General features: G+C 60.0%; 26 protein-coding genes and 2 pseudogenes. 18 read left to right on the forward strand and 10 right to left on the reverse strand.

Translation table 11 applies throughout. The features are described from left to right. Positions 1-161 precede the first annotated feature (161 nt). Positions 162-881: an IS6 family transposase gene (locus tag P3T25_RS32395; RefSeq protein WP_408518838.1), complete on the reverse strand. Its 720-nt coding sequence runs from the start codon at positions 879-881 to the stop codon at positions 162-164. Positions 882-939: 58 nt separating this feature from the next. On the opposite strand from P3T25_RS32395, the pseudogene P3T25_RS32400 reads away from it, so the two are divergent. The 6 genes and pseudogenes from P3T25_RS32400 to P3T25_RS32425 all read left to right on the forward strand — a co-directional run. After that, positions 940-1,461 (forward strand): annotated as a pseudogene (locus P3T25_RS32400) (IS6 family transposase); the annotation flags it as partial. Between the two features lie 1,079 nt (positions 1,462-2,540). Next, positions 2,541-3,584, forward strand: coding sequence for a PDDEXK nuclease domain-containing protein (locus tag P3T25_RS32405; RefSeq protein WP_429360978.1), 1,044 nt, complete (start codon positions 2,541-2,543; stop codon positions 3,582-3,584). Between the two features lie 7 nt (positions 3,585-3,591). Further along, on the forward strand, positions 3,592-3,786 hold the full coding sequence (locus P3T25_RS32410) for a hypothetical protein (RefSeq protein WP_266261079.1): 195 nt from the start codon (positions 3,592-3,594) through the stop codon (positions 3,784-3,786). 213 nt (positions 3,787-3,999) lie between these two features. Next, the gene (locus tag P3T25_RS32415; protein ID WP_266261041.1) at positions 4,000-4,338 is read left to right on the forward strand and encodes a hypothetical protein; all 339 of its coding nucleotides are present in this window, start codon (positions 4,000-4,002) and stop codon (positions 4,336-4,338) included. Positions 4,339-4,345: 7 nt separating this feature from the next. Then, a complete protein-coding gene (locus P3T25_RS32420; protein WP_266261042.1) occupies positions 4,346-4,546 on the forward strand; it encodes a hypothetical protein in 201 nt (66 codons plus the stop codon). 115 nt (positions 4,547-4,661) lie between these two features. Continuing rightward, the gene (locus P3T25_RS32425; protein WP_429360980.1) at positions 4,662-6,875 is read left to right on the forward strand and encodes a TOTE conflict system archaeo-eukaryotic primase domain-containing protein; all 2,214 of its coding nucleotides are present in this window, start codon (positions 4,662-4,664) and stop codon (positions 6,873-6,875) included. A 500-nt stretch (positions 6,876-7,375) separates the two neighbouring features. Here the strand turns inward: P3T25_RS32425 and P3T25_RS32430 are convergent, their stop codons facing one another. Both P3T25_RS32430 and P3T25_RS32435 read right to left on the reverse strand, forming a co-directional pair. Next, positions 7,376-7,675 (reverse strand): BrnA antitoxin family protein, encoded by a 300-nt coding sequence (locus P3T25_RS32430; protein WP_169489984.1) that lies wholly within the window; start codon positions 7,673-7,675, stop codon positions 7,376-7,378. Next, the gene (locus P3T25_RS32435; protein ID WP_169489985.1) at positions 7,659-7,925 is read right to left on the reverse strand and encodes a BrnT family toxin; all 267 of its coding nucleotides are present in this window, start codon (positions 7,923-7,925) and stop codon (positions 7,659-7,661) included. The genes P3T25_RS32430 and P3T25_RS32435 overlap by 17 nt, the downstream gene beginning before the upstream one ends. 398 nt (positions 7,926-8,323) lie before the next feature. Here P3T25_RS32435 and P3T25_RS32440 point away from each other — a divergent pair, with 398 nt between their 5' ends. The 5 genes from P3T25_RS32440 (at position 8,324) to tnpC (ending at position 12,931) form a co-directional block, all read left to right on the forward strand. Beyond that, positions 8,324-8,608 (forward strand): type II toxin-antitoxin system Phd/YefM family antitoxin, encoded by a 285-nt coding sequence (locus tag P3T25_RS32440; protein ID WP_211607566.1) that lies wholly within the window; start codon positions 8,324-8,326, stop codon positions 8,606-8,608. Then, a complete protein-coding gene (locus tag P3T25_RS32445) occupies positions 8,608-8,949 on the forward strand; it encodes a type II toxin-antitoxin system RelE/ParE family toxin (RefSeq protein ID WP_429360984.1) in 342 nt (113 codons plus the stop codon). The genes P3T25_RS32440 and P3T25_RS32445 overlap by 1 nt, the downstream gene beginning before the upstream one ends. Positions 8,950-9,297: 348 nt before the next feature. After that, positions 9,298-9,423, forward strand: a complete 126-nt coding sequence (locus P3T25_RS32450; RefSeq protein WP_429360986.1) for a hypothetical protein — start codon at positions 9,298-9,300, stop codon at positions 9,421-9,423. A gap of 132 nt (positions 9,424-9,555) precedes the next feature. Then, entirely contained in the window at positions 9,556-12,552 is a 2,997-nt protein-coding gene (locus P3T25_RS32455; protein WP_429360988.1) for a Tn3 family transposase, read from the forward strand. A 7-nt stretch (positions 12,553-12,559) separates the two neighbouring features. Continuing rightward, positions 12,560-12,931: a Tn3 family transposase post-transcriptional regulator TnpC gene (gene tnpC, locus P3T25_RS32460; RefSeq protein WP_429360990.1), complete on the forward strand. Its 372-nt coding sequence runs from the start codon at positions 12,560-12,562 to the stop codon at positions 12,929-12,931. A 376-nt stretch (positions 12,932-13,307) separates the two neighbouring features. Here the strand turns inward: tnpC and P3T25_RS32465 are convergent, their stop codons facing one another. Then, a complete protein-coding gene (locus tag P3T25_RS32465; RefSeq protein WP_429360992.1) occupies positions 13,308-14,396 on the reverse strand; it encodes an AraC family transcriptional regulator in 1,089 nt (362 codons plus the stop codon). 141 nt (positions 14,397-14,537) lie between these two features. On the opposite strand from P3T25_RS32465, the gene P3T25_RS32470 reads away from it, so the two are divergent. From P3T25_RS32470 to P3T25_RS32500, 7 genes are all read left to right on the forward strand, one after another. Further along, the gene (locus tag P3T25_RS32470) at positions 14,538-14,945 is read left to right on the forward strand and encodes a carboxymuconolactone decarboxylase family protein (RefSeq protein ID WP_429360994.1); all 408 of its coding nucleotides are present in this window, start codon (positions 14,538-14,540) and stop codon (positions 14,943-14,945) included. A gap of 45 nt (positions 14,946-14,990) precedes the next feature. Beyond that, positions 14,991-16,046 carry a 3-keto-5-aminohexanoate cleavage protein gene (locus P3T25_RS32475; RefSeq protein WP_429360996.1) on the forward strand — a complete coding sequence of 352 codons (1,056 nt, stop codon included), beginning with the start codon at positions 14,991-14,993 and terminating at the stop codon, positions 16,044-16,046. 83 nt (positions 16,047-16,129) lie between these two features. Beyond that, the gene (locus P3T25_RS32480; RefSeq protein WP_429360998.1) at positions 16,130-17,404 is read left to right on the forward strand and encodes an MFS transporter; all 1,275 of its coding nucleotides are present in this window, start codon (positions 16,130-16,132) and stop codon (positions 17,402-17,404) included. A 5-nt stretch (positions 17,405-17,409) separates the two neighbouring features. Continuing rightward, positions 17,410-18,246: an SDR family NAD(P)-dependent oxidoreductase gene (locus tag P3T25_RS32485; protein WP_429361000.1), complete on the forward strand. Its 837-nt coding sequence runs from the start codon at positions 17,410-17,412 to the stop codon at positions 18,244-18,246. A gap of 242 nt (positions 18,247-18,488) precedes the next feature. Beyond that, a complete protein-coding gene (locus P3T25_RS32490) occupies positions 18,489-20,126 on the forward strand; it encodes a 3-(methylthio)propionyl-CoA ligase (protein ID WP_429361002.1) in 1,638 nt (545 codons plus the stop codon). An 80-nt stretch (positions 20,127-20,206) separates the two neighbouring features. Then, complete coding sequence (locus P3T25_RS32495; protein WP_429361004.1) at positions 20,207-21,331, forward strand: porin; 1,125 nt, start codon at positions 20,207-20,209, stop codon at positions 21,329-21,331. A 30-nt stretch (positions 21,332-21,361) separates the two neighbouring features. Continuing rightward, positions 21,362-21,739 carry a BON domain-containing protein gene (locus P3T25_RS32500; RefSeq protein WP_429361006.1) on the forward strand — a complete coding sequence of 126 codons (378 nt, stop codon included), beginning with the start codon at positions 21,362-21,364 and terminating at the stop codon, positions 21,737-21,739. A 138-nt stretch (positions 21,740-21,877) separates the two neighbouring features. On the opposite strand, the pseudogene P3T25_RS32505 reads toward P3T25_RS32500, so the two are convergent. From P3T25_RS32505 to P3T25_RS32530, 6 genes and pseudogenes are all read right to left on the reverse strand, one after another. Continuing rightward, positions 21,878-22,273: pseudogene (locus tag P3T25_RS32505) on the reverse strand (NAD(P)-dependent oxidoreductase); the annotation flags it as partial. 52 nt (positions 22,274-22,325) lie between these two features. Beyond that, on the reverse strand, positions 22,326-23,312 hold the full coding sequence (locus P3T25_RS32510) for a 2-hydroxyacid dehydrogenase (RefSeq protein WP_408518824.1): 987 nt from the start codon (positions 23,310-23,312) through the stop codon (positions 22,326-22,328). A 58-nt stretch (positions 23,313-23,370) separates the two neighbouring features. Next, positions 23,371-24,000 (reverse strand): GlcG/HbpS family heme-binding protein, encoded by a 630-nt coding sequence (locus tag P3T25_RS32515; protein WP_429361008.1) that lies wholly within the window; start codon positions 23,998-24,000, stop codon positions 23,371-23,373. After that, positions 23,949-24,212: an FmdB family zinc ribbon protein gene (locus P3T25_RS32520; RefSeq protein WP_429361122.1), complete on the reverse strand. Its 264-nt coding sequence runs from the start codon at positions 24,210-24,212 to the stop codon at positions 23,949-23,951. The genes P3T25_RS32515 and P3T25_RS32520 overlap by 52 nt, the downstream gene beginning before the upstream one ends. Before the next feature lie 188 nt (positions 24,213-24,400). Then, a complete protein-coding gene (locus tag P3T25_RS32525) occupies positions 24,401-25,333 on the reverse strand; it encodes an acetamidase/formamidase family protein (protein ID WP_169488530.1) in 933 nt (310 codons plus the stop codon). Positions 25,334-25,403: 70 nt separating this feature from the next. Next, positions 25,404-26,234: an ABC transporter permease gene (locus tag P3T25_RS32530; RefSeq protein WP_429361011.1), complete on the reverse strand. Its 831-nt coding sequence runs from the start codon at positions 26,232-26,234 to the stop codon at positions 25,404-25,406. Positions 26,235-26,244: the final 10 nt, after the last annotated feature.

Raw genomic sequence — 26,244 nt, forward strand, 5'->3', positions numbered from 1 at the left:
TCGACGAGCGGTGCACGGTGCCGCCCTGGTTTAGCGCCGCTCGCCGGAACTCCGCGCGGCTGTGGGCTGCTCGCGATGCAATCGAAAACGCGGATCTCTCGAAAAATGGGCTCTGGTGCAAATTACGGGCGCGAGCGAAACGCGGCGTATTCACCGTTACTTCATCGTGCTGAGAGGACCGCCTTCCAAACAGCAGGCGCAGCGGTATCTTTGAGAGGCAGCTTTGTGAGGTTTAACTGACCTTTGCGAATGCGATGCATCAATTCGATGCCGGAGATCGTAACGGCTGCATTCCTGAAGCGTTTGAAGCCGAGCATCGCGTTGACCCTGGACTTGATATTGCGATGATCCTGCTCGATCAAGTTGTTCAAGTACTTCGACGATCGCAACGTCGTGTCCTCGGGCAGCAACCCGTCAGTCTTCATTTCTCGCACCGCGCGGTGAGACGCCGCGTAGCCGTCCAGCGTGATGGTCTTCGGAGCGCGCCCTTGACTCTTGATCGCCTTCGCGAAGAAGGCCTTGGCCGCGGCGACATCGCGCTTGGCGCTAAGCCTGAAAGCGACAGTCTTTCCTGCCCGGTCAACTGCACGGTAGAGATAGACCCATTTGCCACGGACCTTCACATACGTCTCGTCGACTCTCCACGACCGACCGGCTGCCGTAGCAAAGCGATCCCAGCGCTTGACGAACTCCGGCGTGAACCGCTTGACCCAGCGCATGATCGTCGTGTGCGCAATCGACAGGCCGCGCTCGGCCATCATTTCGACAAGGTCTCGAAGGCTGAGCTTGTAACGCAGGTACCAACGCACACACAGGACGATGACTTCGCGGTCAAAGTGACGGCCGTCGAACAGCCGGTCAATGTCTATCTGCTTACTCATTGCGTGCTCGCGATCGTCAAAACCCGAGCGTAACCTACCGGCTCCTCCGATTTGCACCAGAGCCCCGGGCAGCACCTTGCACCTTGACGAGATGTTCGTGACACTGCGCGGCGAGCCGTATCTGTTGTGGCGTGCGGTCGACGAGCATGGCGCCGAGCTCGACGTGCTGGTACAAAAGCGGCGCGACAAGGCCGCGGCCAAGCGCTTCTTCCGGCGGGTGCTGCGATCAAACCCGGTGCCGCACAAGATCGTTACCGATCAACTGCGCAGCTATCCGGCGGCGAAGGCTGATATTCCTGAACTCGCTCAGGTGAAGTACGTCTTTGTCAAAGCGGCTGCTCGCGTGAACAACCGCGCCGAGAATAGCCACCAGCCAACCCGCAGGCGCGAACGCCAGATGTGCGACTTTCGCGACGCGCGGCGCACGCAAGCGTTTCTCTCATGCTTCGGCCCGATCCGGCAGCACTTCGCGTTGCCCAGACATCAGATGAGCGCGGCATGTCATCGCGCCATACTAAAAGAACGCCTCGCCAGATGGCATGACTGGACTGTCTCAACCGCAGCCAACCGAGTTATCTGATAAGGATAACTACTCTCGAGACAGACACGTAGCCTACGCTCGTCAACTTGACCGTGCCCTTGCTCTGCACACCCGCTGTGCTTCTCGGAACCGCTGTTGGCATGACGCTCTACAAGCGGCTGTCAGACAATCATTTCGCTCGCGCCGTGAACTTGCTAATGATCGCCTCGGGGATCAGCTACTTCGCGTAGTCGAGCCGGAAGCGGGCTTTTCGCTTCGGGCAACGGGTACCGGGCCAATTTGCCGGGTTCTGTTCATGTTGGCGTCGCCGCAACAATCAGTGCACCTTCAAAACGTATCACGCTGTGATCTAGCCAACTTCCGCCAGTCAGGCTGCCACCGCATGAATGGCAGTGCCGGGCCTGAACCTGGGAAGCAGGATTTTCAGCCGGTAGTCGAACTCCGTTATCAGATGCGTAGCTTTTTTGTGAGCGTCCCCGAGCGAGCCACGCGAAGAATTCGATGACGATAGACACGTGCGGCGATCAGATGAGTGCCGACCAACTTGTTCCAAAGGGCGGCAGATTCAATGTGGTCAATGAGATATCTCGTGGCGGCGGACGTCTGGGGATGCCCCGATTACCGCACGGCAAGTTATCAATGCCTTCGCAACGGTTTCAGATGATCAGGTGCAAGGTGCGGGAGTTCGATTTTTTGGCGTTCGATTGACCATAAAACGCAACTAACGGTCAATGTCTACGTTTTCCCATCCGACCGCTGCTATGCAGCGGCAACTGGGCTTCCAATAAAAGGCCGAGGTTCGCGCTTGCAGAGCCGGTCGGCACAAACTTCGATTCGGCGTCGTAGGTAGAATTTGTCTTTCTAGGATATTGAGAGGTTTCAATCAGCAGACACGCGGCAATGCGGTTGCATCCAGCAGTGGGCGCAGAAATCCGGATTGTCGATGCGAAGGCTGTCGCACCCGTTGCTGGCAGGACTGAGGAGGAGGGTACACATCCTTGATGACCGTGTGCCGTCGGGATCTCGTGCGCTTCAGAAGCAATTGCCGCCTCGACGGTGACCGTTGATAATCGGTGTAATCCGTCGGCAGTTGCCGCACCCATGTTTCGCAGGACTGTATGACCGAAGTGTCTTTCACCACCGCTGACTATATCGCCTGGCTCACCGGCCTCAAGTCCCGCGTCGAGCAGGCGCGGCAGCGTGCCGCGTTATCGGTCAACCGGGAGCTGGTATCGCTGTACTGGCAGATAGGCCGCGAGATTCTTGAGCGGCAGCGGCGGCAGGGGTGGGGCGCGAAGGTCGTCGACCAGCTGGCGCGCGATCTGCGCCTGGCGTTTCCGGACATGCGCGGGTTTTCTCCGCGGAACCTGAAGTACATGCGTACGCTGGCCGAGGCTTGGCCCGGCGATGAATTTGTGCAACAGCCTGTTGCACAATTGCCGTGGTCCCATGTGGTCACGTTGCTGGACAAGCTGAAGGCGCCCGAAGCACGCGAGTGGTATGCCGCCAAATCGATCGAACACGGCTGGTCTCGCAATGTGCTGGTGATGCAGATCGAGAATCGCCTGCAGGAACGCCAGGGCAACGCGGTGACCAATTTCCCCAATCGCTTGCCTCCGCCCCAGTCCGATCTCGCCCGCGACGCGCTCAAGGATCCGTACATCTTCGATTTTCTTGGCCTGACCGAAAACGCCCAGGAAAGGGACATCGAGAACGCGCTTACCCGGCACATCACGCGCTTCCTGCTCGAACTTGGCGCCGGCTTCGCGTTCGTCGCACGGCAATACAGGCTCGAGGTGGCAGGCGATGAGTTCTTCATTGACCTGCTGTTTTACCATCTGAAGCTGCGGTGTTACGTCGTGGTCGAGCTGAAGGCGACGCCGTTCAAGCCTGAATATGCTGGTCAGCTCAACTTCTATCTGTCGGCGGTCGACGCGCAGGTGAAGGCGCCAGACGACCAGCCGACGATAGGACTGCTGCTCTGCAAGGAGAACAATCGACTTGTCGCCGAGTACGCGCTGCGCGGCATTGCCAATCCGATGGGCGTCGCTGAATACCAGTTGCTGCGCGACATTCCTGCGCCGCTCATGCCTGACCTGCCGTCGATTGAGCAGATCGAGGCGGAACTCGGACCGGATGAAGGATCTGAACTACCCGAATAGCAATAAAATGGACTATCGAGTCACCTACGAACACAGTCTGGCAGCCGCACCGGACGATTTCATCGTACACGTTCCTTCGCAGATGATCGGCGGGGTGCCCGCCACTGTGCCCCGGGCATTGCTGCCCGAGTTCGTCACAAGCCTGATCCTTGAACGGTCGCCGTCGATCGGTCGCATCCGCAATTTACGGATTCTTTCGTAGACTCCTCCGGCCTGCCGCGGCATGAAACTTCGTTGTACGCGCACTCCTCGGGGCGTTTCCTTTTACACGTGGTAGCCTGCCTCTGAGTAGTCGTTTAACGATCGGAGATTGACATTCGAGTCAGGCAGTCAGTCTGCGCATAGCCTCGCCTGACATTGGTTCTACCGCCATCACGCCAGTAAGAGAATAGCTCTATTCGCAGTCTCCGTAACCGTGAAAAAGACAACCAATCCCGCATGGGCCGATATCAAGGGCCAGCTTTCAGCGTTCGATCGTGCCGGCTTGCTGCGCCTTGTCCAGGACCTGTGCGCTGCGAGCAAGGATAACCAGGCGTTCCTGCACGCCCGCTTCGGGATAGGCGACGATGTCCTGAAGCCTTACAAGAGCATAATAGGCAGGTGCCTGTGGCCGGATGTTTTCAAGAATCAAACCCCGTCGGTCTCGAAGGCGAAGCAAGCGATCTCGGACTACAGGAAGGCGATCGGACGGCCAGAGGGACTGGCGGAGCTCCAGGTCTTTTATTGCGAGCGGGCCGCCGGTTTTTTGCGATGACATCGGGATGGACGACGAAGCCTTCCTCGCGGCGCTGGTGCGCATGTATGAACAGGCGCTGAAGTCGGCGGTCGCCCTGCCACACGGTGAACGCGATGCTCTTGTCGCGCGGCTCGACTCAGTACGCCGCGTCAGCTGCAACTTCGGTTACGAGGTCAGCGACGACATGAACATGTTTTTTGCGGAGTACGTCTCCGATGACCGCTGATCGCGAGGTGGAGCAGTTGCGCGCGGAAAACGCCCGGCTCGTAGCACTGCTCGCGTCGCATGGAATTGACGCGACACCCCCGGATGTCGCTGCGCACACGGTTGAGCCCTCTCCATTGACCACGGATGAGAAGATCGCGCTTTTCAGGCGCATCTTCCAGGGGCGAACCGATGTATATCCGATACGGTGGGAAAGTAAGGCCGGCAAGTCAGGTTATTCGCCAGCGTGTGCGAACGAATGGCGCGCCGGGGTCTGCGAGAAACCGCGCATCAAGTGTTCGGACTGCGGCAACCGGCTGCTTATTCCGCTATCCGACGATGTGATATACGACCATCTTGCCGGCCGTCACACTGTCGGTGTCTACCCGCTGATGGCCGATGACACCTGCCACTTTCTCGCCGTGGATTTCGATGACGCAGACTGGCGAGACGATGCGCGCGCTTTCGTTCGGTCTTGCCGGGAGCTGGATGTCCCGGCGGCACTGGAAGTCTCGCGCTCGGGAAACGGTGCGCACGCATGGATTTTCTTTCAATCGAGGGTCCCGGCCCGGGACGCGCGCCGCCTGGGCACGGCAATTATCAGTCACACCTGTGCGCGGACGCGTCAGCTGAAGCTGACTTCCTATGATCGGCTTTTTCCCAATCAGGACTCGATGCCCAAAGGCGGATTCGGGAATCTGATTGCGTTGCCCCTGCAAAAGAAGCCCCGTGAGCAGGGCAATAGCGTCTTTGTAGATGACACGTTGCAGCCGTACGCGGATCAGTGGGCATTCCTCGCGGCACTCCAGCCTCTTCCCCCCGAGCAGATCGAATCGGCCATCCTTCGTTGCACCGGAGGGGCACACCCGCTCGACGTGGCGTTCACCACTGACGACGATCAGGCAGAGCCGTGGCGGACGCCGTCCCTGGTCCGGAACAAGCTGCCGGGTCCGATGCCGAAGTCGCTGTCGGTTACCCTGGCGAATCTTGTGTACCTTGAAAAGGAGCAGATCCCGCAGTCACTGCTAAACCGGCTGATTCGATTGGCCGCTTTTCCGAACCCGGAGTTCTTCAAGGCACAGGCGATGCGTTTTCCTGTTTGGGACAAGCCACGTGTAATCGGTTGCGCGGAGAACTATCCAAGGCACATCGGATTGCCACGAGGCTGTCTGGATGCTGCGAAGGATCTGCTGCGCGAAAACGAAATCGACTGCGAGGTTCATGATGAACGCATTCCGGGCGAGCCGCTCGATGTGTCGTTCGCCGGCACGCTTCGCCTTGATCAGGAAGCCGCCGTGTCGGCGATGCTGCGCTACGACACCGGCGTGCTCTGTGCGCCTACCGCGTTCGGCAAAACTGTAACGGCGGCGGCATTGATCGCCCGCCGCGGTGTCAATACGTTGGTGCTGGTCCATCGTACCGAGTTGCTGAAGCAATGGCAGGAAAGGCTACAGGCATTCCTGGGCGTCGGAAAAGGAATGATTGGCACTATTGGCGGCGGGAAGGCGAGGCCAACCGGGAAGATCGATATTGCCGTCATGCAATCCCTGTCACGTCAGGGCGAGACGGGCGGGCTGGTCGAGAACTATGGGCACGTCATCGTCGACGAATGCCATCATCTTTCAGCCGTGTCATTCGAGGCACTGCTGAAACGGGTCAAGGCCAGATACGTGCTCGGTCTGACGGCGACACCGATACGGCGAGATGGCCAGCACGCGATCATCTTCATGCAGTGCGGGCCGATTCGATTTACCGCGGCCAGACCCGACACGGCACCTCACGATCTGGAAGTTGTGTCACAGATTCGATCGGCGCGGATAGAGCTACCCGACGACGCAGGGATTCAGGATGTCTTCCGTCATATCGCGGGCGATGCCGACCGGACAGAGGCGATTGCGAATGAAGTTGAAGTGGCTTTCTCGAATGGTCGAAAAATTCTCGTGTTGACTGAACGCACCGACCATCTGGAGGCCATTGCGCAAGCACTGGCGGGGAAGGTTGAAAAGTTTTTTACGCTGCACGGCCGCATGTCAAAGAAGCAGCGCGCTCTGGCGATTGACGCGCTGAACGCGCTGCAGACAGATAGTCCGCGAGTGTTGCTGGCGACCGGGAAGCTGGTCGGCGAGGGGTTTGATCACCCGGCGCTCGACACGCTGATACTCGCTATGCCAATCTCCTGGAAAGGCACACTTCAGCAGTACGCAGGCCGCCTTCATCGGGAGCACGCGACAAAGACGGATGTCCGGATCACAGATATTGTCGATGTCGGACATCCGGCATTGCAGAGAATGTGGGAGAAGCGGCAACGCGGCTATCGCGCCATGGGCTACAGAATCACCGACGGTGCTTAAACCATATCCACCATCGCAGAGATGACGTGTTGAGCTTTGACCGGCGCGGATCAGACGGCGAGATCCTGCGTCCGTACGCGGGCCACAAGGATTGCGGCCGATGGGTCGTGCGACTCTATCTGCCATTCCCGCAGTCGTCCAGCGATATGCCCAAGCGTGATTTCACCGCGTTACCAGTCAATACGGCAGCCGACATGCGCGCAAGGGCCGATCGGCAACCTGCGGGATTGACTACCCTATGGCTCCGGTGGAGCGAGCTTGGAGCGGCCAGTCGGTTTGCGAAGGACGTGCAGGAAAGGCTGCTTCGCACCTAATGTTTCAGTGCAGAGGTCGCGAAGCGTACGGCGCTGACTTCAATAACGTGCGGCTCGAACCCGTCCAGATGATCGATTGTGCCGGAGAGGTGGGTTTTTCAGCTGGTTAAGACCGCCGGTCTTCTCGCTCGCCTGCGCCATTTGCATCACAGCCCCCTAGCGCGGTTGGGAGCTCGTTAGTCCAGTTCACGCGGCTTTGAGCGGATGCTCTTTCAGGTAGGTTCGCAGGGCGTCGTTCATGCGGGTCTGCCAGCCGTCGCCAGTCGCGCGGAACGCTTCGAGCACGTCAGCGTCGTAGCGAACACTAACCTGTTCTTTCGGGTTTTCCTTCGGGGGACGACCCATGCGTCGCGTCGCACCAAGTGGCTTCAATTCGGCAATCTCACGCGCGCTCAGTTCGTACGTGTCAGGGTCGGCGGCGATGCCGCGATTGATTGCCGCGTCTTCTTCAGGCGTCGGCGGGATGAGCTTACGATTCTTGAACATCACGGACCTCTCTGCGGTTTGCCTTACGCAGGCTGATAATGTGCATGGTCTCGCCACGCTGCGTGAACACAACGCAGTACAGGCGATCCTGGATCACGGCGTAGCCGATCTCGCGCAGCTCGAAATAGTCTCTGCGGTTGTCGGGCCGTGCTATCACGTCGGACCAGTCGATCTCGCTCGCCAGGACGAGAGACACGCCGTGCTTGCGGACATTGCTGGCGTCTTTGGCGGGATCGAATGTAATTTCCATGCTACTTATTGTAGATGCAAAAAGTCATGGACGCAAGTACTTTCCGCATCTACACAAAATATGCCGCTTACGATGACATAACATAATTCATTTTTCGTGAACGCTTTAGTTCAAGTTCCCAGCTGTCGGTTGCGACCCGCTTGTCTGTAATTCGCCACTTGAACACGTAGGTCGGACCAGCGCGCTGCATCGCCCGTGGCCTGCGAGGCGGGCGATGCAGGAGAGGGCGACGCATTCATGGCGACCAATGAATGGTGTCGAACTGCAGCGTATTTTGTTGAAGGGCAAATCGAGCCCCGATGACAGATCACGAGCGGCCCAGCCTGATTCAGGACTTTGCATAAAACTGAATTTAGTCTATATTCGGTCTGAATGAGGCGGCAAACGGAGGATCAGACATGCGCCTGGCAGACCACGTAAAGCCAATCAGCTACCTGAAAAGCGACGCAGCGCAGATCGTCAAGGATTTGACGGCTTCTGGCGAGCCACTGCTTATCACGCAGAATGGCGAAGCAAAGCTCGTCGTTCAGGACGTGCAAAGCTATGAGGACACCCAGCAAACGCTGGCGCTGCTCAAAATTCTGGCCTTGGGCCAGAAGGACATCGAACAGGGGAAATTCAAGGATGCCGACGAGTTTCTCACCGAACTCGACGACCTTGATCGGAAGGAGCAAATCCGCTGATGGGGCAGACGAAGTCCAAGCTCCTGGCTCTCGACGAGGCGCAGGAGGATGCGAAGGATTTGCGTCGCTACATCCTCAAAAGCTTCGGTGCCGAAACGTGGAAGCAGACGTCCGCGGATTTGGCTGTCACGTTTGGCAATATCCGGCAGTTCCCGCAGAGCGGTTATGTCCCGGCTGAGCTTGCAGATTTCGGCGGTCTGAATTTCCGGGAAGCATTGAGCGGCCAGAACCGGGTTATATATGAGGTGCGCGACGACACGATTTACATTCACGTCGTCACCGATACGCGCCGTGATCTACGAACGCTTCTTCAGAAACGACTATTGCGTTCCCGCTGGTAAATTCAGCCTTATTGGTGTTTTCACGCTGTAGTGCCGGACCACTCGCCAGATGGTGGCACACGCTTGCTCCCGAAAAAGCTCACCATAACGAGGAATGTTGACTTCCAATACGCAACTAACCGTCTATCCCGATTACGTACACCACAGAACCCAAACCCGTCTACAACACAACGGGCGCCTGAAAAATAACGAGCCCGTATGTCGCCTGGCGATTATCGATAACGGACACCTGGTGAGGCTGAACCGTTGCGTCATTGACGATCGCGCTGCTTTCAACTTCTGAATGATTTATCGCTGAGCGGCGCAGGACAAATACAAAGTCCGCGAATGACATTGTCGAGGTACGTCATGGAAGTTCTTGATCGCGCGCCCGCCGTCTCGCCGGACGGACGCGCCGTGGTTTTCATGCTGTCGATCCGCGGCCGCGAGGTCAAAGGCGCAATTGCGCGTGACGCACTCGAAGAGGGGGTATGAACAAGGTAAGCGTAAATTCCTATCATAAGACTTTTGGTTATGAAAACAGTCCGGATCATTTCAACGTGACCTGGTAACTTCGGATTTTTCTTGCGCTAATCTGAGCGGCCCTCTGCGATCAGGATGACTCGCATGGCCACCATCGAGCGCACCGCCTATCCGCGTTTTCCCAAGGTCCTTGCCACGAAGGACCTGCACGCATGCTACACGCCGCAGACCGACGAACTCGAATGGGCGCGCCGCTCGACGCGGGGTGAGCGACCCCGGCTGGGTCTGCTCGTGTTGCTCAAAGTCTTCCAGCAGATGCATCATTTCCCGCTACTCGACAACATTCCGGCTTCGGTCGTCGAACACGTGCGGGCTGCGGCCGATATAGGTTCTGCGGTTCAGTTCGGCTATGACACGCAGTCCTCTCCGACCCTGTTCCGGCATTACCTGACGATTCGCGACTATCTCGGCGTGAAACCCTACTATGGGACCGACGCCAATGTAATCGCGACACGCGCGGCGCATACGGCGGCCCTGTCGATGGACCAGCCGGTCGACATCATCAACGCCACGATCGATGAGCTCATCGCGCAGAACGTCGAGTTGCCAGCGTTCTCGACGCTGGACCGCATCACGGAGCAGATCCATGCGAAGACCCAAATGCGGCTCTTCCGGCGCGTTGCACGGCGCCTCACTGACGTGCAGAAGCGCGACGTCGATCGCCTCCTTGCGCGAGATCTGGCGAGCCGTCAGAGCGCTTACAACCGTATCAAGCGTCATGCGAAACGCCCCTCCCGTCAGCATCTCGACCTGCTGATCGACCAGATCACCTGGCTTGATGAACTCGGTGACTTCACCACCGCGATCGCTGGGATCCCTGCGTCGAAATTGCGCTCGCTGGCAACCCAGGCCATGAGCCTGGACGCCGCCAACCTGAAAAAGGACACCCTCCCCGAGAAGCGCTACACGTTGATCGCGGCCTTGCTCAACCGGATGCGGGTGCGTGCCCGTGACGATCTCGCGGACATGTTCGTGCGCCGCATGGGGGCGATTCACAAACGGGCGAGCGAAGAACTGGAGGTGATCCAGCGCCGGCAGCGCACGCAGGTGGAAGACCTCGTGGTCCTCCTTGACGGCGTGGTCGACATTCTCGTCGATCAGTCCGACGAGACGACCATCGCGAAGTCGATCCGCAAATGGCTCGCGCCGAAGGGTGACCTCGAACCGTTGCGCGAGAGCTGTGCCGCAGTGCGCGCAGTCAGCGGCGGCAACTACCTGCCTCTCCTATGGAAACATTTCCGCGCGCATCGCTCGGTCATCCTGCGTCTTGCCCGCACGCTTGAGTGGGACTCGACCAGCCCCGTGCGAACGTTACTTGATGCGCTCGCGGTCGTGCTGGAGAACGAAACACGGCATCGCGAATGGATCGGTGCCGACGTCGACATGAGCTTTGCAGCGCCGCGCTGGCGCAAGCTTGTACGGCGCTCGCATGGTGATGGCGCGCCGACTAACCGGCGCTATCTCGAGCTATGCGTGTTTTCGTACATGGCCGAGGAACTACGCGTCGGTGACCTGTGCGTGTCCGGTTCGGATGCCTATGCCGACTATCGGGCGCACCTGCTGCCGTGGCGGGAATGCGAGCAGCGACTGCCCGATTATTGCGCGAAGGTCGGATTGCCCGAAAATGGGCAGGACTTCGTTGCCCAACTGCGCCAGTGGCTGAGCGAGACGGCGCGCAAGCTGGACGACGATTTTCCGCACAAACGCGAACACGTCACGATCGGTCAGAACGACGAGCCGATCCTGCGCAAGACCGTGGCCCGCGACATTCCGGCCAGCGCGATCGCGCTGCAAGAGCGGCTCAACGCGCGGCTGCCAACCCGCAACGTGCTGGACATACTCGCAAACATAGAGCATTGGACACATTTCACGCGGCACTTCGGACCACTCTCCGGTATCGATCCACAGATACGCAAGGCGGCCGAGCGGTACCTGCTGACGATTTTCGCGATGGGTTGCAATCTGGGGTCGACCCAGGCGGCACGCCATCTCGACACCGATGTGACGGCGCATATGCTTTCGTTCGTCAACCGACGGCACATGAGCCTTGAGAAGCTCGAAACCGCGCAGCGCGAGTTGATCGAACTGTACCTGCGGCTCGATCTGCCAAAGCACTGGGGTGATGGCAAGACGGTGGCTGCCGATGGCACCCAGTACGATTTCTACGACAACAACCTGCTCGCAGGCTATCACTTCCGCTATCGGAAAATGGGCGCCGTCGCGTACCGGCACGTTGCCGACAACTACATTGCGGTGTTCCGGCATTTCATCCCGCCCGGCGTGTGGGAAGCCATCTATGTGATCGAGGGGCTGCTCAAGGCGGGCCTGTCGGTCAAGGCCGACACGGTTCATGCCGATACGCAGGGCCAGTCGGCTGCTGTGTTTGCGTTCACGCATCTGCTCGGGATCAAGCTGATGCCGCGTATCCGCAACTGGAAAGATCTCATGCTCTATCGTCCGGGCGACGATGCGAAATACAGGCACATCGATAAGCTCTTCACGGCCACCATCGACTGGGAGCTGATCCAGCGCCACTGGCAGGAACTGATGCAGGTCGCACTGTCGATCCAGGCGGGCACGATCTCATCACCGCTGCTGTTGCGCCGTCTCGGTTCGGAAAGCAGGAAGAACCGGCTCTATCTCGCGGCGCGCGAACTTGGTAACGTCGTGCGCACGGTCTACCTGCTCGAATGGATCGGCAGTCGCGAGCTGCGCCAGGAAGTGACCGCGAACACCAACAAGATCGAGTCGTACAACGGCTTCGCGAAGTGGCTGTCGTTCGGCGGCGACGTGATCGCCGAGAACGAGCCGGAAGAGCAGCAAAAACGGCTGCGCTACAATGACCTGATTGCATCGGCCGTGATCCTGCAGAACACTGCGGACATGATGCGCGCGCTGCGCGACATGGTGGCCGAAGGCGAGAAAATCCGCCCCGAGGATATTGAATTCCTGAGCCCGTATCCGACGCACAATATCCGCCGGTTCGGGCGCTACCGGCTACACCTGGATCGTGCGCCGGAGAGCTGGATCAACGATGCGCTGTTTGGTCAGGCGGCACGCCCTGATGACGCGATGAGGTAACGACTGCATGAGCGCAAGAGCCGCGGTGACCGCGACGCCCTATGGTGAGGTGGACGCCGCCGCGCTGGAAGCACTGGAATCGGGCTACGACACGACGCGAATGTTGGACGCCGTGAGTACGCTCGACGAAGTACGTACCAGCCTTTACGACCCGGAAGGCCTGCGAGACGATCTGTTGCGCCTGCACAGCATCGCCCACACGCTCGTCAACGGCGCCGGGCTGACGGTCGGCGCGCGGGACGAGCCGTTCGTCGATCAGGTCTCGGACGTAATCGACCAGATCGACCGATACGTTGCCGATCTGCTGGCGATTCGCGACGTACTGCAGCCGTTGGAGGCACTTCGTCCTGATGACACGGACTGTTTCGACGGCCGCTGAGTTGCTCGCCGACGGGCACATCGCGGCCACAGGATGACGCCTGCCCGCATGCGCCTGTGGCGCACATCCATGCTCATGGTCGAGGGCAGGCATCCCACAAATCTAAACAACAGCGGTCACCCGCAAGTCGTGTCCGAAAGCGGTCAGTCATCGGGGCTCATGCCCGATAGCGGTCAGTCATTGTCGGAGCAAGTGGATTCACGGGCCTCAAGGAGCGCGGCGAACAACACGACAAAGAGGTGGCTGAACGAACTGCTGAATCGCGTACACATATCCGTTGAGGTGCGGGCCTATGGCGGATCGGGATGCATGATAGCCCCGTAAGTATCAAATGGACCACGGAACAGGGTTACGGCACTCGGCGATGAGGCGCATGTCAGGGTTGGTTTGGATCATCGTAATGGGAGAGCTCGCGGATCAATGCGCTGACGGGTTGGGAATCCACTTCGCTGGCATCAGTTATTCGTGATGATGTTTTGCTGCGCCACGACGAAACGCTGCAGCCGAAACGCCCGCTGAACCAGCGGGAAAACGCACTCAACGATGAGAAGCCCAGCAGCGTCGCAACTTCGGACAGCGGTCGATCGCGGCTCGCGACATAGCGCATCACCAGTTCAACCCGTACCGAATCGACAATTGACGTATAGCTGTCGCCGTACTGCTCGAGGTGGCGATGTACGGTCCTGCGATCCACGCCCAGGTGCTGCGCTATCCGCTCGACCGAGCAGCGACTAGACGGAAGCAGCGCGATGACCAGCTTCCTGACCTTGTCCGACATCGTCGCGTTGGACTGAATCAGCATTGAATCCAGGTAGCGACGCACCAGCTGCGCCATGACCGGATCGTAGGTTGGAATCGCGGTGTCGAGATCGGATGCGAGGCACACGATACCGTCGAAATCCTGGTTGAACTCACAGGGAGCACCAAATACCCGCTCGTGCACGGCGAGACTGGCTGGCGCATCGTGCGTAAAGCAGACGCTCCGCGGCTTCCATGCGGGGCCGAGAATCATGCCCAGCGTCCGGTACAGGACGCCCAGTACCAGTTCCGCTGCCTGGCGCACCGAGCCGGGAGGCCCGCCCATCAAGTCTTGCCGGATGGTGGCGATGCCCTCCGCTTCCTCGACGCGCATATGGAGCGCTTCGTTCTGCAGGCGCAGATAGTGCGCCATCGATTCCAGCGCTTTGCGCAACGTCGGTTGTTCCCGCACGACAAAACCGAGCGCGCCAAGGTTGGAAAGCTCCCGCGTTTCGGCCATCCGTAGCCCGAAATCCTCGATTGCTCCGGCCTCGGCCGATGTCTCCAGCAGGCGTCCCACCGCCTCGGCGGGAATCATGATATCGGGGTCGAGTAACGCGGACCGGCTGATTCCCGCGTCGCTCAGTTGCCGGTAGGGGTCCAGCCCAACAGATCGCGCCACTTCGACGTAATTGGTTAGGGCCGCACTACGAAGCAGATAGGACATAAGGTTTTCCCTGTTGTCCCAAAATGTAAATTCATTGTCCCGGAATGTCAAACGGCAGTTTGCCATTCACCGATACTCCTCTCCACAGATGCACGACGCGTTCAGGCACCGTGCGATTCGAGAATGTCGAGGAGACGAACGATGAGCAATGAACTGAGCCACAGCGCGACCCCGGTCTGCGATCGACTGCGCGCCACCGGCAACTGGAATCCTGCCTGGGACGCCCTTGCCGAACTCGATCCGGTCTGGGCCGAGAAATTCATGGTTATGGGCATGCACACCGTGATGTCGGGCGTGTTGGAGCCGAAGGTACTGGAATTCCTCGCCATCGCGGTCGATGCGTCCTGCACGCACATGTATGCGCCGGGCACACGGCGGCACATCCGCAAGGCGCTCGAGTTGGGCGCCACCAGGGAAGAAATTGCGGCAGTCCTGCAGGCAGTAAGCGTTCTTGGTATCCATTCCAGCAGCCTCGGCGCGCCGATCCTGCTGGAGGAACTGGCGGTCATCGAGCATGCAAAAACGGCCGCCGCCCAGGCTGTCGGCTGACTGGTCAAACCCGGCACTACCCACCCACCACAAAGGAAGACAAACATGCATTTTCTGGACGATTCCCTCCTGCCTGAAAATCAGGAAAAACTCGTAATTCAGGTCGCGCCATACGGCCCGCAATGGATCCCTGGCGATTCGACCGATATCCCGGTCACGATGGACGAGCAGGTCCAGAAAGCTGTCGACTGTTACAACGCAGGTGCGACCGTCCTGCACGTGCATGTCCGCGAGGAGGACGGCAAGGGCAGCAAGCGTCTGTCGAAGTTCAACGAGATGCTGGCCCGTCTGCGTGAAGCCGTGCCGAAGATGGTTCTCCAGGTCGGCGGTTCGATCTCGTTCGCACCGGAGGACGAAGGCCAGGCCGCCAAGTGGATGACCGACGACACCCGCCACATGCTTGCCGAACTGGATCCGCGACCGGACCAGGTGACCGTCGCGATCAACACCAGCCAGATGAACGTGATGGAGGTGATGACCGAGGCTGACATCGCCGGAACCTCGCTGATGAATCCGGCGCTACAGGCCGCCTACCGCGACATGATCGTGCCATCCAATCCGTCCTGGCACGTCGAGCACATCCGACGCCTGGTCGCGAACGGCATCCAGCCGCAGTTCATGTTGGGGCATGTGGGGCAACTGGAAACGGTCGAACGCCTGATTCGCCGCGGCGACTACACGGGCCCGCTGAACCTGAACTACGTGGCGCTGGGTGGCGGCGGAGTCTGGGTGCACCCGGCCGACATGCTCGAGTTCGTCCGCCGCACCCCTGACGGCGCCGTGCTCACGCTCGAAACGCTGAACCGCAACGTGGTGCCGATGACCACGATGGCCATCGCGCTGGGCCTGCATGTGCGTGTCGGCATCGAGGACACGCTGTTCGGCCCGGACGGCGAACGCGCAACCTCGGTGCAGCAGATCGAGAAGATGGTTCGCATTGCGCGCGAACTTAACCGCGACATCGCCACCGGCGAGGATGCCCATCGCATCTACCAGATCGGCACCCAATGGGGTTCCGTCGACGAGACGCTGAAGCACCTTGGCATGGTCGCTAACCGGACGCCCGTGCAGCGAGGCGGATCCGCACGCAAGGCTGCCTGAAAGAGGGTCACGAGGCGCAACGCAGCAGCGTACGGCATTGCGCCTCGTTGGCAACCACGCCCCTCAGGCATGGAGACAAGACGATGTTCTGGAAAAAATACCCCCCTGCCGTTCTGGCGGTGCTGCTGGTGATCCACCTGCTGGCGCACATCGACCGCAACATGCTGCTCGGCTTCTCGCCGCAGATCATCAGGGATCTGGCGCTCAGCAATGCCCGGTATGGCTTTCTGGTTGGTGCGGTGTGGGTACTGAGCTTCGGCGTGATGGCTGTGTTGATGGGAACCCTCGCGGACCGCTTCAGCCGTACCCGCGTCATCGCCGCCGGCGTGCTGATCTGGAGTCTGTGCACCTGGGCCTCCGGTCAGGCGCAGAGTTTCGAGCAGATGGTCGTCGCGCGCTTTTTCGTTGCCAGCGGCGAGGCGGCGCTGGTACCTGCGGCGGTGGCCCTGCTGGCTGAACTTTTCTCGGGGAAGAGGCGAGGCACGGCAATGGGGCTGTTCTTCATGGGGATTCCCCTGGGGGTCGGCTGCAGTTTCCTGCTCGCCGGCAGCTTTGGCGCCACGCACGGCTGGCGGAATACGTACCATGCACTGGGCGTCATCGGCGTCGTCATCGCCTTGCCGCTGGCGCTGCTAAAGGAAGACCGCAGCCAGCTCGCACCGCAGGAACGCGGCGCTCCCTTCCTGGCGCAGGTGCGCGCGGCGTTGCGCACCGTTAGCGGCAACCACGCGCTGCGCTTCACGATCATTGGCTTCGTGCTGGTCCATCTGGTTTTTGCCAGCTTCTCCTTCACGCAGTTGTGGCTCGTCAACGAACGCGGCATGAACGCGGCTGGCATTGCCACCAGGATCGGCGCGCTGCAACTGGTGTTCGGCACGCTTGGCGCGGCAGTGGGCGGTGTAATGGGCGATCGCGTGGCAGGCAAGTTGCGAGGTGGACACGCGAGCTTCATGGCACTCCTCGTCGTGATCTGTGCGCCGCTGATGCTGGCATATCGTTTTGTACCGGCCGGGTCGCCACTGTTCTACATCGGCATGTGTGCCGGATTCTTCCTGCCGCTGGCAGTGTACGGCCCGGCCCTTACGGCCATCACGGGGATGACGCCGCAGAACATGCGCTCGACGGTCACAGGCTTCACGATGCTCTCGATCAATGTATTCGCTCTGGCCATCGGCACCGTGGCCGTCGGTATGGCCGCCGACTATTTCATCAAGGCTGGCGCGACCGCTCCGTTGACTGGCGTTCTGATCGCCACCGACGCGCTGGCGATCAGCTCAGCACTGTTCTTCGCACTCGCGGCGCGCGCCTCACGCAGGCAGCGCGCGGTCGCAATGGAAAACGTACAACCTGTGAGGTAATGAAGATGCAAAATCAACGTCAGAATCTGAAAGGCCGTGTCGCCCTCGTCACCGGTGCCGGTCGCGGCCTGGGCGGTGCGATCGCCATCGACCTCGCCAGAGCCGGCGCACGTGTCGCGATTTGCGATATCGACATGCCGGCGCTGGAAGAGACACGTGCGGCCGTGGAAGCGGCCGGCGCACCGTGTCTCGCGCTGCGCTGCGACGTATCGTCCAGCAGCGAAGTCACCACGATGTTTTCCAGCATCGTCGAGCGCTTCGGCACGCTGCACATCCTTGTCAACAATGCTGCCCTCGTGCCGAACAGGCCGGAGGATACGGAGCGCCGTAACAGGCACTACGCCTATATCACCACGCCGGTGCCGCGGCAGTCGCTGGGTTTCACCAGCAACATGAGCGACGACGAGTGGCAGCGCTACTGGGATGTCAACGTGCACGGGCTGTTCTATTGCACACGTGAAGCGCTCAGGCTGATGGAGCCGCAGCGCGACGGCAGGATCATCAACATCGCGTCGATCGCCGGCATCTCGGCGATGAGCGCGCATAGCCCGAATTACAGCGCCACCAAGGGCGCCGTGGTTGCCTTCACCAGGTCGGTCGCGGCCGAAGTGGCGGGAGCCAACATCTTTGTCAACGCGATGGCGCCAGGAGGCGTGGCGACTCCCGAATTTACGAAATACTTTGAGGCCGCCGGTGAGGAAAAGCGCAACCAGTTCTGGCAGGTCGTCCCGGCCGGGCGTATGGGCACGATGGAGGAATACGCATCGACGGTGACCTACCTGGCCGGCGACCACTACCTGGTTGGCCAGATCATCAGCCCAAACGGCGGCGTGGTGATATGACGGGAGGAGCTTCCCGACACCAGGCGATCCCGTAGGAAATCCTGCCATCAATCTGTGCAGGCTCAATCATAACCATTAGTTATGCAAACTGTTATGGATGGCGCTGCTGGAGATGGCTCGCCTGGGCCAGATGATGGGTCAGCAAAAGGCGTACGTCGCGGCATGACTCGAACGCCGCCGCAGGGAAAAACTGTGACGTGCCGCAGCGTCCCGGAACCCCGTATCAGAGAATGGACGACCGAATGAACGGCTTGATGTTACAGAAACAGTTATTGATTTCCTCGCTTATCGTGCATGCGGATCGCCATCATGGCGATACGGAAATCGTGTCACGCCGGGTAGAGGGTGATATCCATCGTTACACCTTCCGCGATTGTCACCGCCGTGCCCGTCAGATGGCCAATGCGCTCGTCAGCCTGGGCGTCAGGGCGTCCGATCGTATCGGCACGCTGGCGTGGAACGGCTATCGCCACATGGAGCTGTACTACGGCATTTCCGGCATGGGCGCGGTGATGCATACGATCAATCCGCGCCTGCACGTGGATCAGATCGCCTACATTGCCGACCATGCGCAGGACCAGTACCTGTTCTTCGACCTGACCTTCCTGCCGCTGGTGAAGGCCATTGCCAGCCGCTGCAGGTCGATCAAAGCGTTTATCGCCATGAGCGACCGCACGCACATGCCACCCGATTCAGGCATTGCCAACCTGCTGTGCTACGAAGACCTGATCGAAGGGCATTCCCCCGACTACGCGTGGCCGAATTTCGACGAGGATACCGCCTGCACGCTGTGCTACACGTCGGGCACGACCGGCAACCCGAAGGGCGTGCTGTACTCCCATCGCTCGTCGCTGCTGCATACCTTTGCGGCCGCGCTTCCAGACGCGCTGAACTGCTCGGCACGCGATGTGATCCTGCCGGTGGTGCCGATGTTCCATGTCAACGCGTGGGGTCTGCCGTACGTTGCGTGCATGGTCGGGGCCAAGCTGGTTTTCCCCGGTCCCGCGCTGGACGGCAAATCGCTGTACGAGCTCTTCGAAGCCGAACAGGTCACATTCTCGGCCGGTGTCCCGACCGTATGGCAGGGCCTGCTGACCTGGCTCGAACAAGGCAGCCTGAAATTCTCGAGCATGAAGCGCACCGTCATTGGCGGTGCGGCCTGTTCGCCCGCGATGCTGCGCAAGTTCCAGGACGAGTACGGCGTGGAAGTATTGCACGCATGGGGCATGACCGAACTGAGTCCGCTTGGGACCGTCGGCGCGATGAAAGCCAGACACCTGGCCATGCGTCCGGAGGAACGTTGCGCCGTGCAAGCCAGGCAGGGCCGCGCGGTGTTTGGCGTCGATATGAAGATCGTCGGCGCGGACGGTCAGGAACTGGCCTGGGACGGTGTGACCTCAGGGGAACTGCTCGTACGCGGACCATGGGTGGTGCGCAACTACTTCCGGAACGAAGGGGGAAACCCCTTGCAGATCGATACCGATGCACATGGCTGGTTTCCGACCGGCGATGTCGCGACCATCGACGCCGACGGCTTCATGCAGATCACCGATCGCAGCAAGGACGTGATCAAGTCCGGTGGCGAGTGGATCAGCTCGATCGAAATCGAGCACATCGCAAGCTCGCACCCCGCGATAGCGACCGCGGCCTGCATTGCGGCAAAGCATCCGAAGTGGGATGAGCGCCCGCTGCTGCTCGCCGTGAAGCAGCCCGATGCACATGTGACCGCTGAGGAATTGCTGGCCTTCTTCGAAGGAAAAATCGCGAAGTGGTGGACCCCCGACGCCGTCGTGTTCGTCGAAGCAATGCCTCTCGGCGCCACCGGCAAGGTGCTGAAGAACCAGCTGCGCGAAGCGTTTCAGGACTACCTGCTGGCGTGATAAGCCAGCTCGCGATCTTTTAGGTTGTATAGCGACGTATGTCGTTACGGGTTGTTTAAAGCACAAAAACTGGAGACGCAATGAAATTGAAATGCATCGCGGCGGCCGCATTGGTTGCTACAGGAGGCGCGGCATACGCGCAATCGTCAGTCACGCTGTATGGCGCCATCGATTCTGGATTGCTGTATCAGAGCACGTCGGCGGCTTCGTTCTCGCCGAAGGCGCCGAATACCGGGAAGGTGTACGCGTTCAAGGACTGCGGCATCTATGCGAGCACCTGGGGTCTCAAGGGCGTCGAAGACATCGGGGGCGGCTACAAGATCAACTTCAAGCTGCAGGGGGTGTTCAACAGCGGTACCGGGAAACTGGGACTGGCCGACGCACCGGGCGCTTCCGCGGTCTTCAATCAGCAAACGACAGTTGGCGTGTCGGGTCCGTTCGGCACCTTCGACGCGGGCCGGCAGATCGTGCCGATGATCTATGCGATGTATGACACCGACGTACGTGGCGCCCAATATTTTGGCAGCATCCTGACCGCGTGGCTTGGCATGAACCAGGCGGCGGGCTGGCCGGGCACCAGCACCAACGGCCCGATCGGCGCGCTGTATGACGACAACGCGCTGGTCTACCAGTCGCCGAAGTTCTATGGTGCATCCCTCGCGCTCGAATATGCACCGGGGGGTGTCGCGGGCCAGTTTCAAGGCGGAACGCGCGAGTCGGCCGTGCTGAAGTACTCGAACTACGGCCTCAATCTGGCCGCCGTGTACTACAACGGGCACGATACGAACCCTGGGGCCACGACAGTCCCGAACGGACTGAACAATAACCGCTTTTACTATCTGGGCGCGATGTATACGTTTCACGATTTTTCCGTGTCGACGTCATACAGCATTGGCAAGAATCCCGCGAACAGCAGTCACGTCAACTATGAGCTGATTTCCGCCGGTCTGGGCTACAAGTTCACCCCGGCCTTCAAGGTCACATCGGGCTTCTATTACCTGAAGGACCGGAACAATTCGGCCAATCATTCAGATGAATTCGCGGTGGGGGCCGAATACAGCCTGTCCAAGAGCACGCTGGCCTACGCACAGGTCGGGTACGTCAACAACAAGGGCACCATGAACCAGACGATCGTGTACGGCCAGCCTGTTGCGCCGGGCGTGTCGACCACTGCGGCAATGATCGGCATCCGCCACAGCTTCTGATCCCGTGACCCATAACGAATGGAGAATTCAATGAAGGCGATATCGACACTCAGGTTGGCCTGCGCCGTATTGGTCGCTCTGGCTTCCATGCACGCATGGTCACAGACCAGCGAAACCACCGCTGCGCCGAACGGATCCGGCATGGCGGCATCGGGTGCCGCGACGGCGAAAACGACCAGACAGGCGAATCGCGCGCTTCGCCGGAAAGTCTACGCTGCCATCGTGAAGCACAAGGAGATTGACGCCGGAAACATCAGCGTTGTTGCGATGGACGGCGCGGTGACGCTTAACGGGACAGTGGCGGACGCGCCACAGATTGACAAGGTGACCGAGATCGCGAAAGGCGTTACCGGGGTGATGTCCGTGACCAGCAGGCTGACTGTCAGGAAGCCGTTTGGCGGCCAGTAAATGCGCTTGAGCCGGGGGCATGGTGGCAGCCGTCTATAAACAAACGCTCACCGTATCGGGCATTTGGGTACAGACGCAGTCCGGCAAGTCGTCGGCGTCAAAGCGGCCATGCGCCCGCCGGTCGACCTGTCGATGCGGCAGCCCAACCTTTTCGCTGCCCGCGAGCGTCTGCGATACCGGCGCATCGAGGTACTGGCATCCGAGTTCGTTGATCTTGCTGGCGAATTGCTTCGTCGCAATCGGCGAAATCGAACTCATGTCGACCACGATCTGGTTCGCACGGAGTCCGCTTGCTGCGCCGTTTTCCCCAAAGAGCACGGACTCCACGTGTGGGGTATCGGGCACCATCAAGATAACAATGTCGGCTTGCTGTGCCACCGCTTTGCCGGACTCGCAGAGCGTCGCGCCATTCTCGATCAAGCCCGCCGGCGCAGGGTTCCGATCGTGCACAAATAGTTGATGGCCGCCTTGCTGCAGATTGGCCGCCATCGGCGCACCCATGACACCCAGACCGATGAATCCAACTTTTGCCATGACTTCCTCTTCAATGAGTTCTTCGTAAATCGTTGAAAGCAGCGACAAGCTATTACGCCGGGGAGCGCAATACTTCGGCGTTGATACAGGTCTGCGGCTTCTCGCCTTTCAACACGCTGATGACGTTTTTCGTCGCGATCTTACCCATCGCAAGGCGCGTCTCGATCGTTGCGGAAGCGATGTGCGGTACGACAAGCACGTTATCGAGGCTGCTCAATCCTGGTTCGAGTTCGGGTTCGCGCTCGAACACGTCGAGCCCGGCCCCCCAAATCACCTTGTCGCGCAGCGCGGCAACCAGTGCCTTTTCATCGACCAGCGGACCGCGGGCTGCATTGATCAGAATGGCTGTCCGCTTCATCTTCGCAAGCTCGGTCGCGCCGATGTAATGCTGCGTTTCCGGCAGAAGCGGCAGGTGCAACGACAGATAATCCGACTCTCGCAGGAGCGTTTCCTTGTCGACGAATGTCGCGCCGACCAGACGTTCGATTTCGGGATTGCGCTGTGCGTCGGTGTAGATCACCTTCATGTCGAAGGCGGCCGCCTTGCGTGCGAATTTCGATCCGATCCGACCCACGCCTGCGACCCCCAGCGTCTTGTTGTCGACGTCCTGGCCGATAAATGCCATCGGCGCCCACCCCTGCCACTTATCCGCGCGCACGAAGCGTTCGGACTCAGAGATGCGCCGTGCTGTCGCAAGCAGTAGCGCCCATGCATGTGTTGCCGTGGCGTCGTCAAGCACACCCGGCGTATTGGTCATGATCACGCCGCGTTGGGTCGCCGCCTGCAGATCGAAGTTGTTGAAGCCAACAGCGTAGTTCGCGAAGATCTTGCATTGCGGGCCGGCGGCATCGAGCACTTCGCCGTCAATTGTGTCGGTCAGCAGGGTGATTACGGCATCCCGACCTTGCACTGCTTTCAGCAGTTCATCGCGCGTGAGTGCCCGATCATGCGGATTGACCTCCACGTCGTGGAACTGACGCAGATCGTCAATTGTCTCTTGCGAGATCATGCGTGTTACATAAACGTTAAACCGTTTCATTGATTGTTCTCTTGTTAAAGCACGATACAACACTGCAAAAAGATTGCCCGCGCACACCTCATGGCGCTTCACCTTGCAAGCTGCATGGAGTCCCGAAGCCGGCAAGTTCGTCGGCGACAGCCTGATCTTCGGCCGGCGTGAGGCCACTGATACCGATCGCCCCGATCACGGTGCCCTGCGCGTCGCTTAGCACCGCACCGCCGGGCAACGCAGTCAACAATGGATCGCAGAAATAGCTGATCGGAATTTCCTCGCGACGCAGCCGCGCATGGAATGCCTCCGTTGTCACACCCATACGGGTAGACGTGTAAGCCTTCTGGTGCGCTAACTGGATGCTGCGCACGGGAGCATTGTCCATGCGGAAAAATCCAACCAGGAAGCCGTGGCTATCACACACGGAAATGCACACCGGCTTGCCAAACTGCTGATGCACTTTATCGACGGCGCGTGCAAGCAGTGCCTGCGCCAACTGGAGGTTCAAATGGCTCAATAGGTTCACCTGGTCTTTGTGCGTTGAGGACGTGGGCGGAGATGAATGGTTAAAGTCCATCGCGTCACTCCGCTGCTCGCCGTTCTGGACGGTGGGCAGCGCCGTGTTTTGTGCCGGGCGCCCGAAGACGCCCGCGGCGACGCCATTCAGCTTACCGGCGATTCGGTGCTTGGCTGTGCGCGCGACCCGCAGCCGCACCCCGAGCTATGCTGATGCGTGTACACCGCACGTTCGTTGACCCGACGTTCGGCACTCCCGGACGACGGCATCAATGCAAGCGCTGGCATGGCCAGCATGCGCTGTGCGATAGCGCTACACGTTGGGCAAGCACAGCTCGCGTCGCGTTCAGCGACAGGGCGCATGACGGAGAACGAGCCACAGGTTTCACAACGATAGGGATAAATCGGCATTGCCTTTCTTTCCTCTTTCTTCGAAATCAATAAATGATTTGCGCGGTGACCGACAGCATCGTCGGCCACGGAATGTTCACCGTGCCCGCACCAACCGGTGCCAGCATCGTGACCGGGGAGTCCGGTCTCGATGCCTTGTAACGGTACCGGTCAGCCGCGCACAGAATCCGCGGCCCGATGCCGTTCCCTCAACGCTTGGGCAAGTACTTTTTGTCGACCTTGCAGATATAGGTGTATTTAGGATTCACCATCTGGGTACAGCGCGCTTCCGCGATCTGGCCGAGCAGCATGTAGGCTTCGGCGCCGGGGATGCCGTAGCCTTCTTCCAGCCAATAGACCATTTCCTCGAACGCGATACGCAGCGCATCGTCGAGCGGCCGCGCGCAGCCGACCGTACAGATGTGCGTCGGCGTCTCGATGCGCGGCCAGGTCATCCGGCTCGGCGCGCGGACGAGATCGACCTTGAGTTTCAGGTGGCCGCGAATTTCGATTGCCCCCATGCCGTTACACTCGGCGTCGCCCTGCAACGCGTGCACGTCGCCGAAATACAGGTACGCGCCTTCATGGAACACCGGAAACATGATGCGATTGCCGTTCGTGACTTCCTGGATGTCCAGGTTGCCACCGTGGGTACCGTTGTCGACGGTGAGCGTGCCGCCCGCCACCGGGGCCACGCCGATCACGCCGATCATCGGCTTGGCTTCCAGCTTGAGCGAGTCGCTCCAGTGAACGATGCCATTTTCGACGACGACGTTGCGATTCTGGATGCCGAATTCCTTCTTACGGACCCAATCCGGAAAAATCCCGATGCCTGGCCACAGCGCGGTATAACCGAGGCCGTGCACGCCAACTTCGAGGACGTCGATCACGACCATATCGCCAGGCTTCGCGCCGCGCAGGCGCACAGGCCCGGTGGCCGGATTGACGAACGGGAGCTTCACTTTCGACTCGTCCAGCTTTTCGTCGAGCTGCGTAATTAGGTGGCCGCCGATGTTCAATTCGGTCTCGACCTCGAAGGTCTCGCCCGGCGAGACTTCGGCGATGAAACCATCGGTAGCCGTCAGTGCGTACTTCAGGTCATCCTTGCGGATGATCTGGTGATGTGTGGATAGCGTGCTCATAGGATGCTGCCTACTCCTTCAGGGGTTGCTAGATGCCACCCGCCGGCAACGTCGCGGCGGATGGCTTAAATCAATCGAACTTGTGCCAGGGCATGAGGAATCGCTCGAGCCGACCGACGAGAAACGACAGGAAGAGCGCGAGCGCGATGGTCACCACCACGCCGGCGAATACTTTGGGAATGATGTAAAGGCTGCCCGCTTTGAAGATCGCATGGCCTAGCCCATCGTCTGACGACATGAATTCGCCCACAATGGCGCCAATCAGCGCAAAGCCGACCGTGAGCTTGAAGCCCGCGAAGATGTCGCGCAGTGAGGCGGGGATCACCAGCTTGCGGAAAGTCTGCCGCTTGGTCGCGCCGAGCGTGCGCATCTGATTGATCTGATCGTCATCGACGCTGGTCGCCCCCTTGTACGCGGTGACCAGTGCCACCACCACGACGGACAGCGTCGACATGGCGAGTTTCGACCCGAGCCCGGTACCGAACCAGATGATCACGATAGGCGCGAGTGCGACGATCGGAATCGAGCCCAGCGCAACGATAAACGGCTGCATGACCTTCGAGACGAAGCGTGAATACCATAGCGACAAGCCGAGCACGGTGCCGATGACATTGCCGAACAGGAATCCGAGCAGCGTTTCCATGCCAGTCACGCCGGCGTCGTGCACGAGACTGCCGTCCTGCTGCATCTTTACCAGGTAACCCCCGATCTGGCTGGGCGAACCGAACAGGAAGGCCAGCGCCTGACTCGACGTCGCAACTTGCCACAGGGCGAGCAGCGCGGCGAGTAGCGCGAGTTGGCAGGCAGCCACGATGAGCTTGCCGCGCCAGCGGCGAATTAGCCTGCGCCATTTGAGGGATGCCGGGGCATACGGGGGCGCAGGGGAGCGGGTTTCTTGCACGCGGGTTCCT

This window comes from Paraburkholderia sp. GAS32 (assembly GCF_050434225.1).
GTDB classification, from domain to species: Bacteria; Pseudomonadota; Gammaproteobacteria; order Burkholderiales; family Burkholderiaceae; genus Paraburkholderia; species Paraburkholderia madseniana.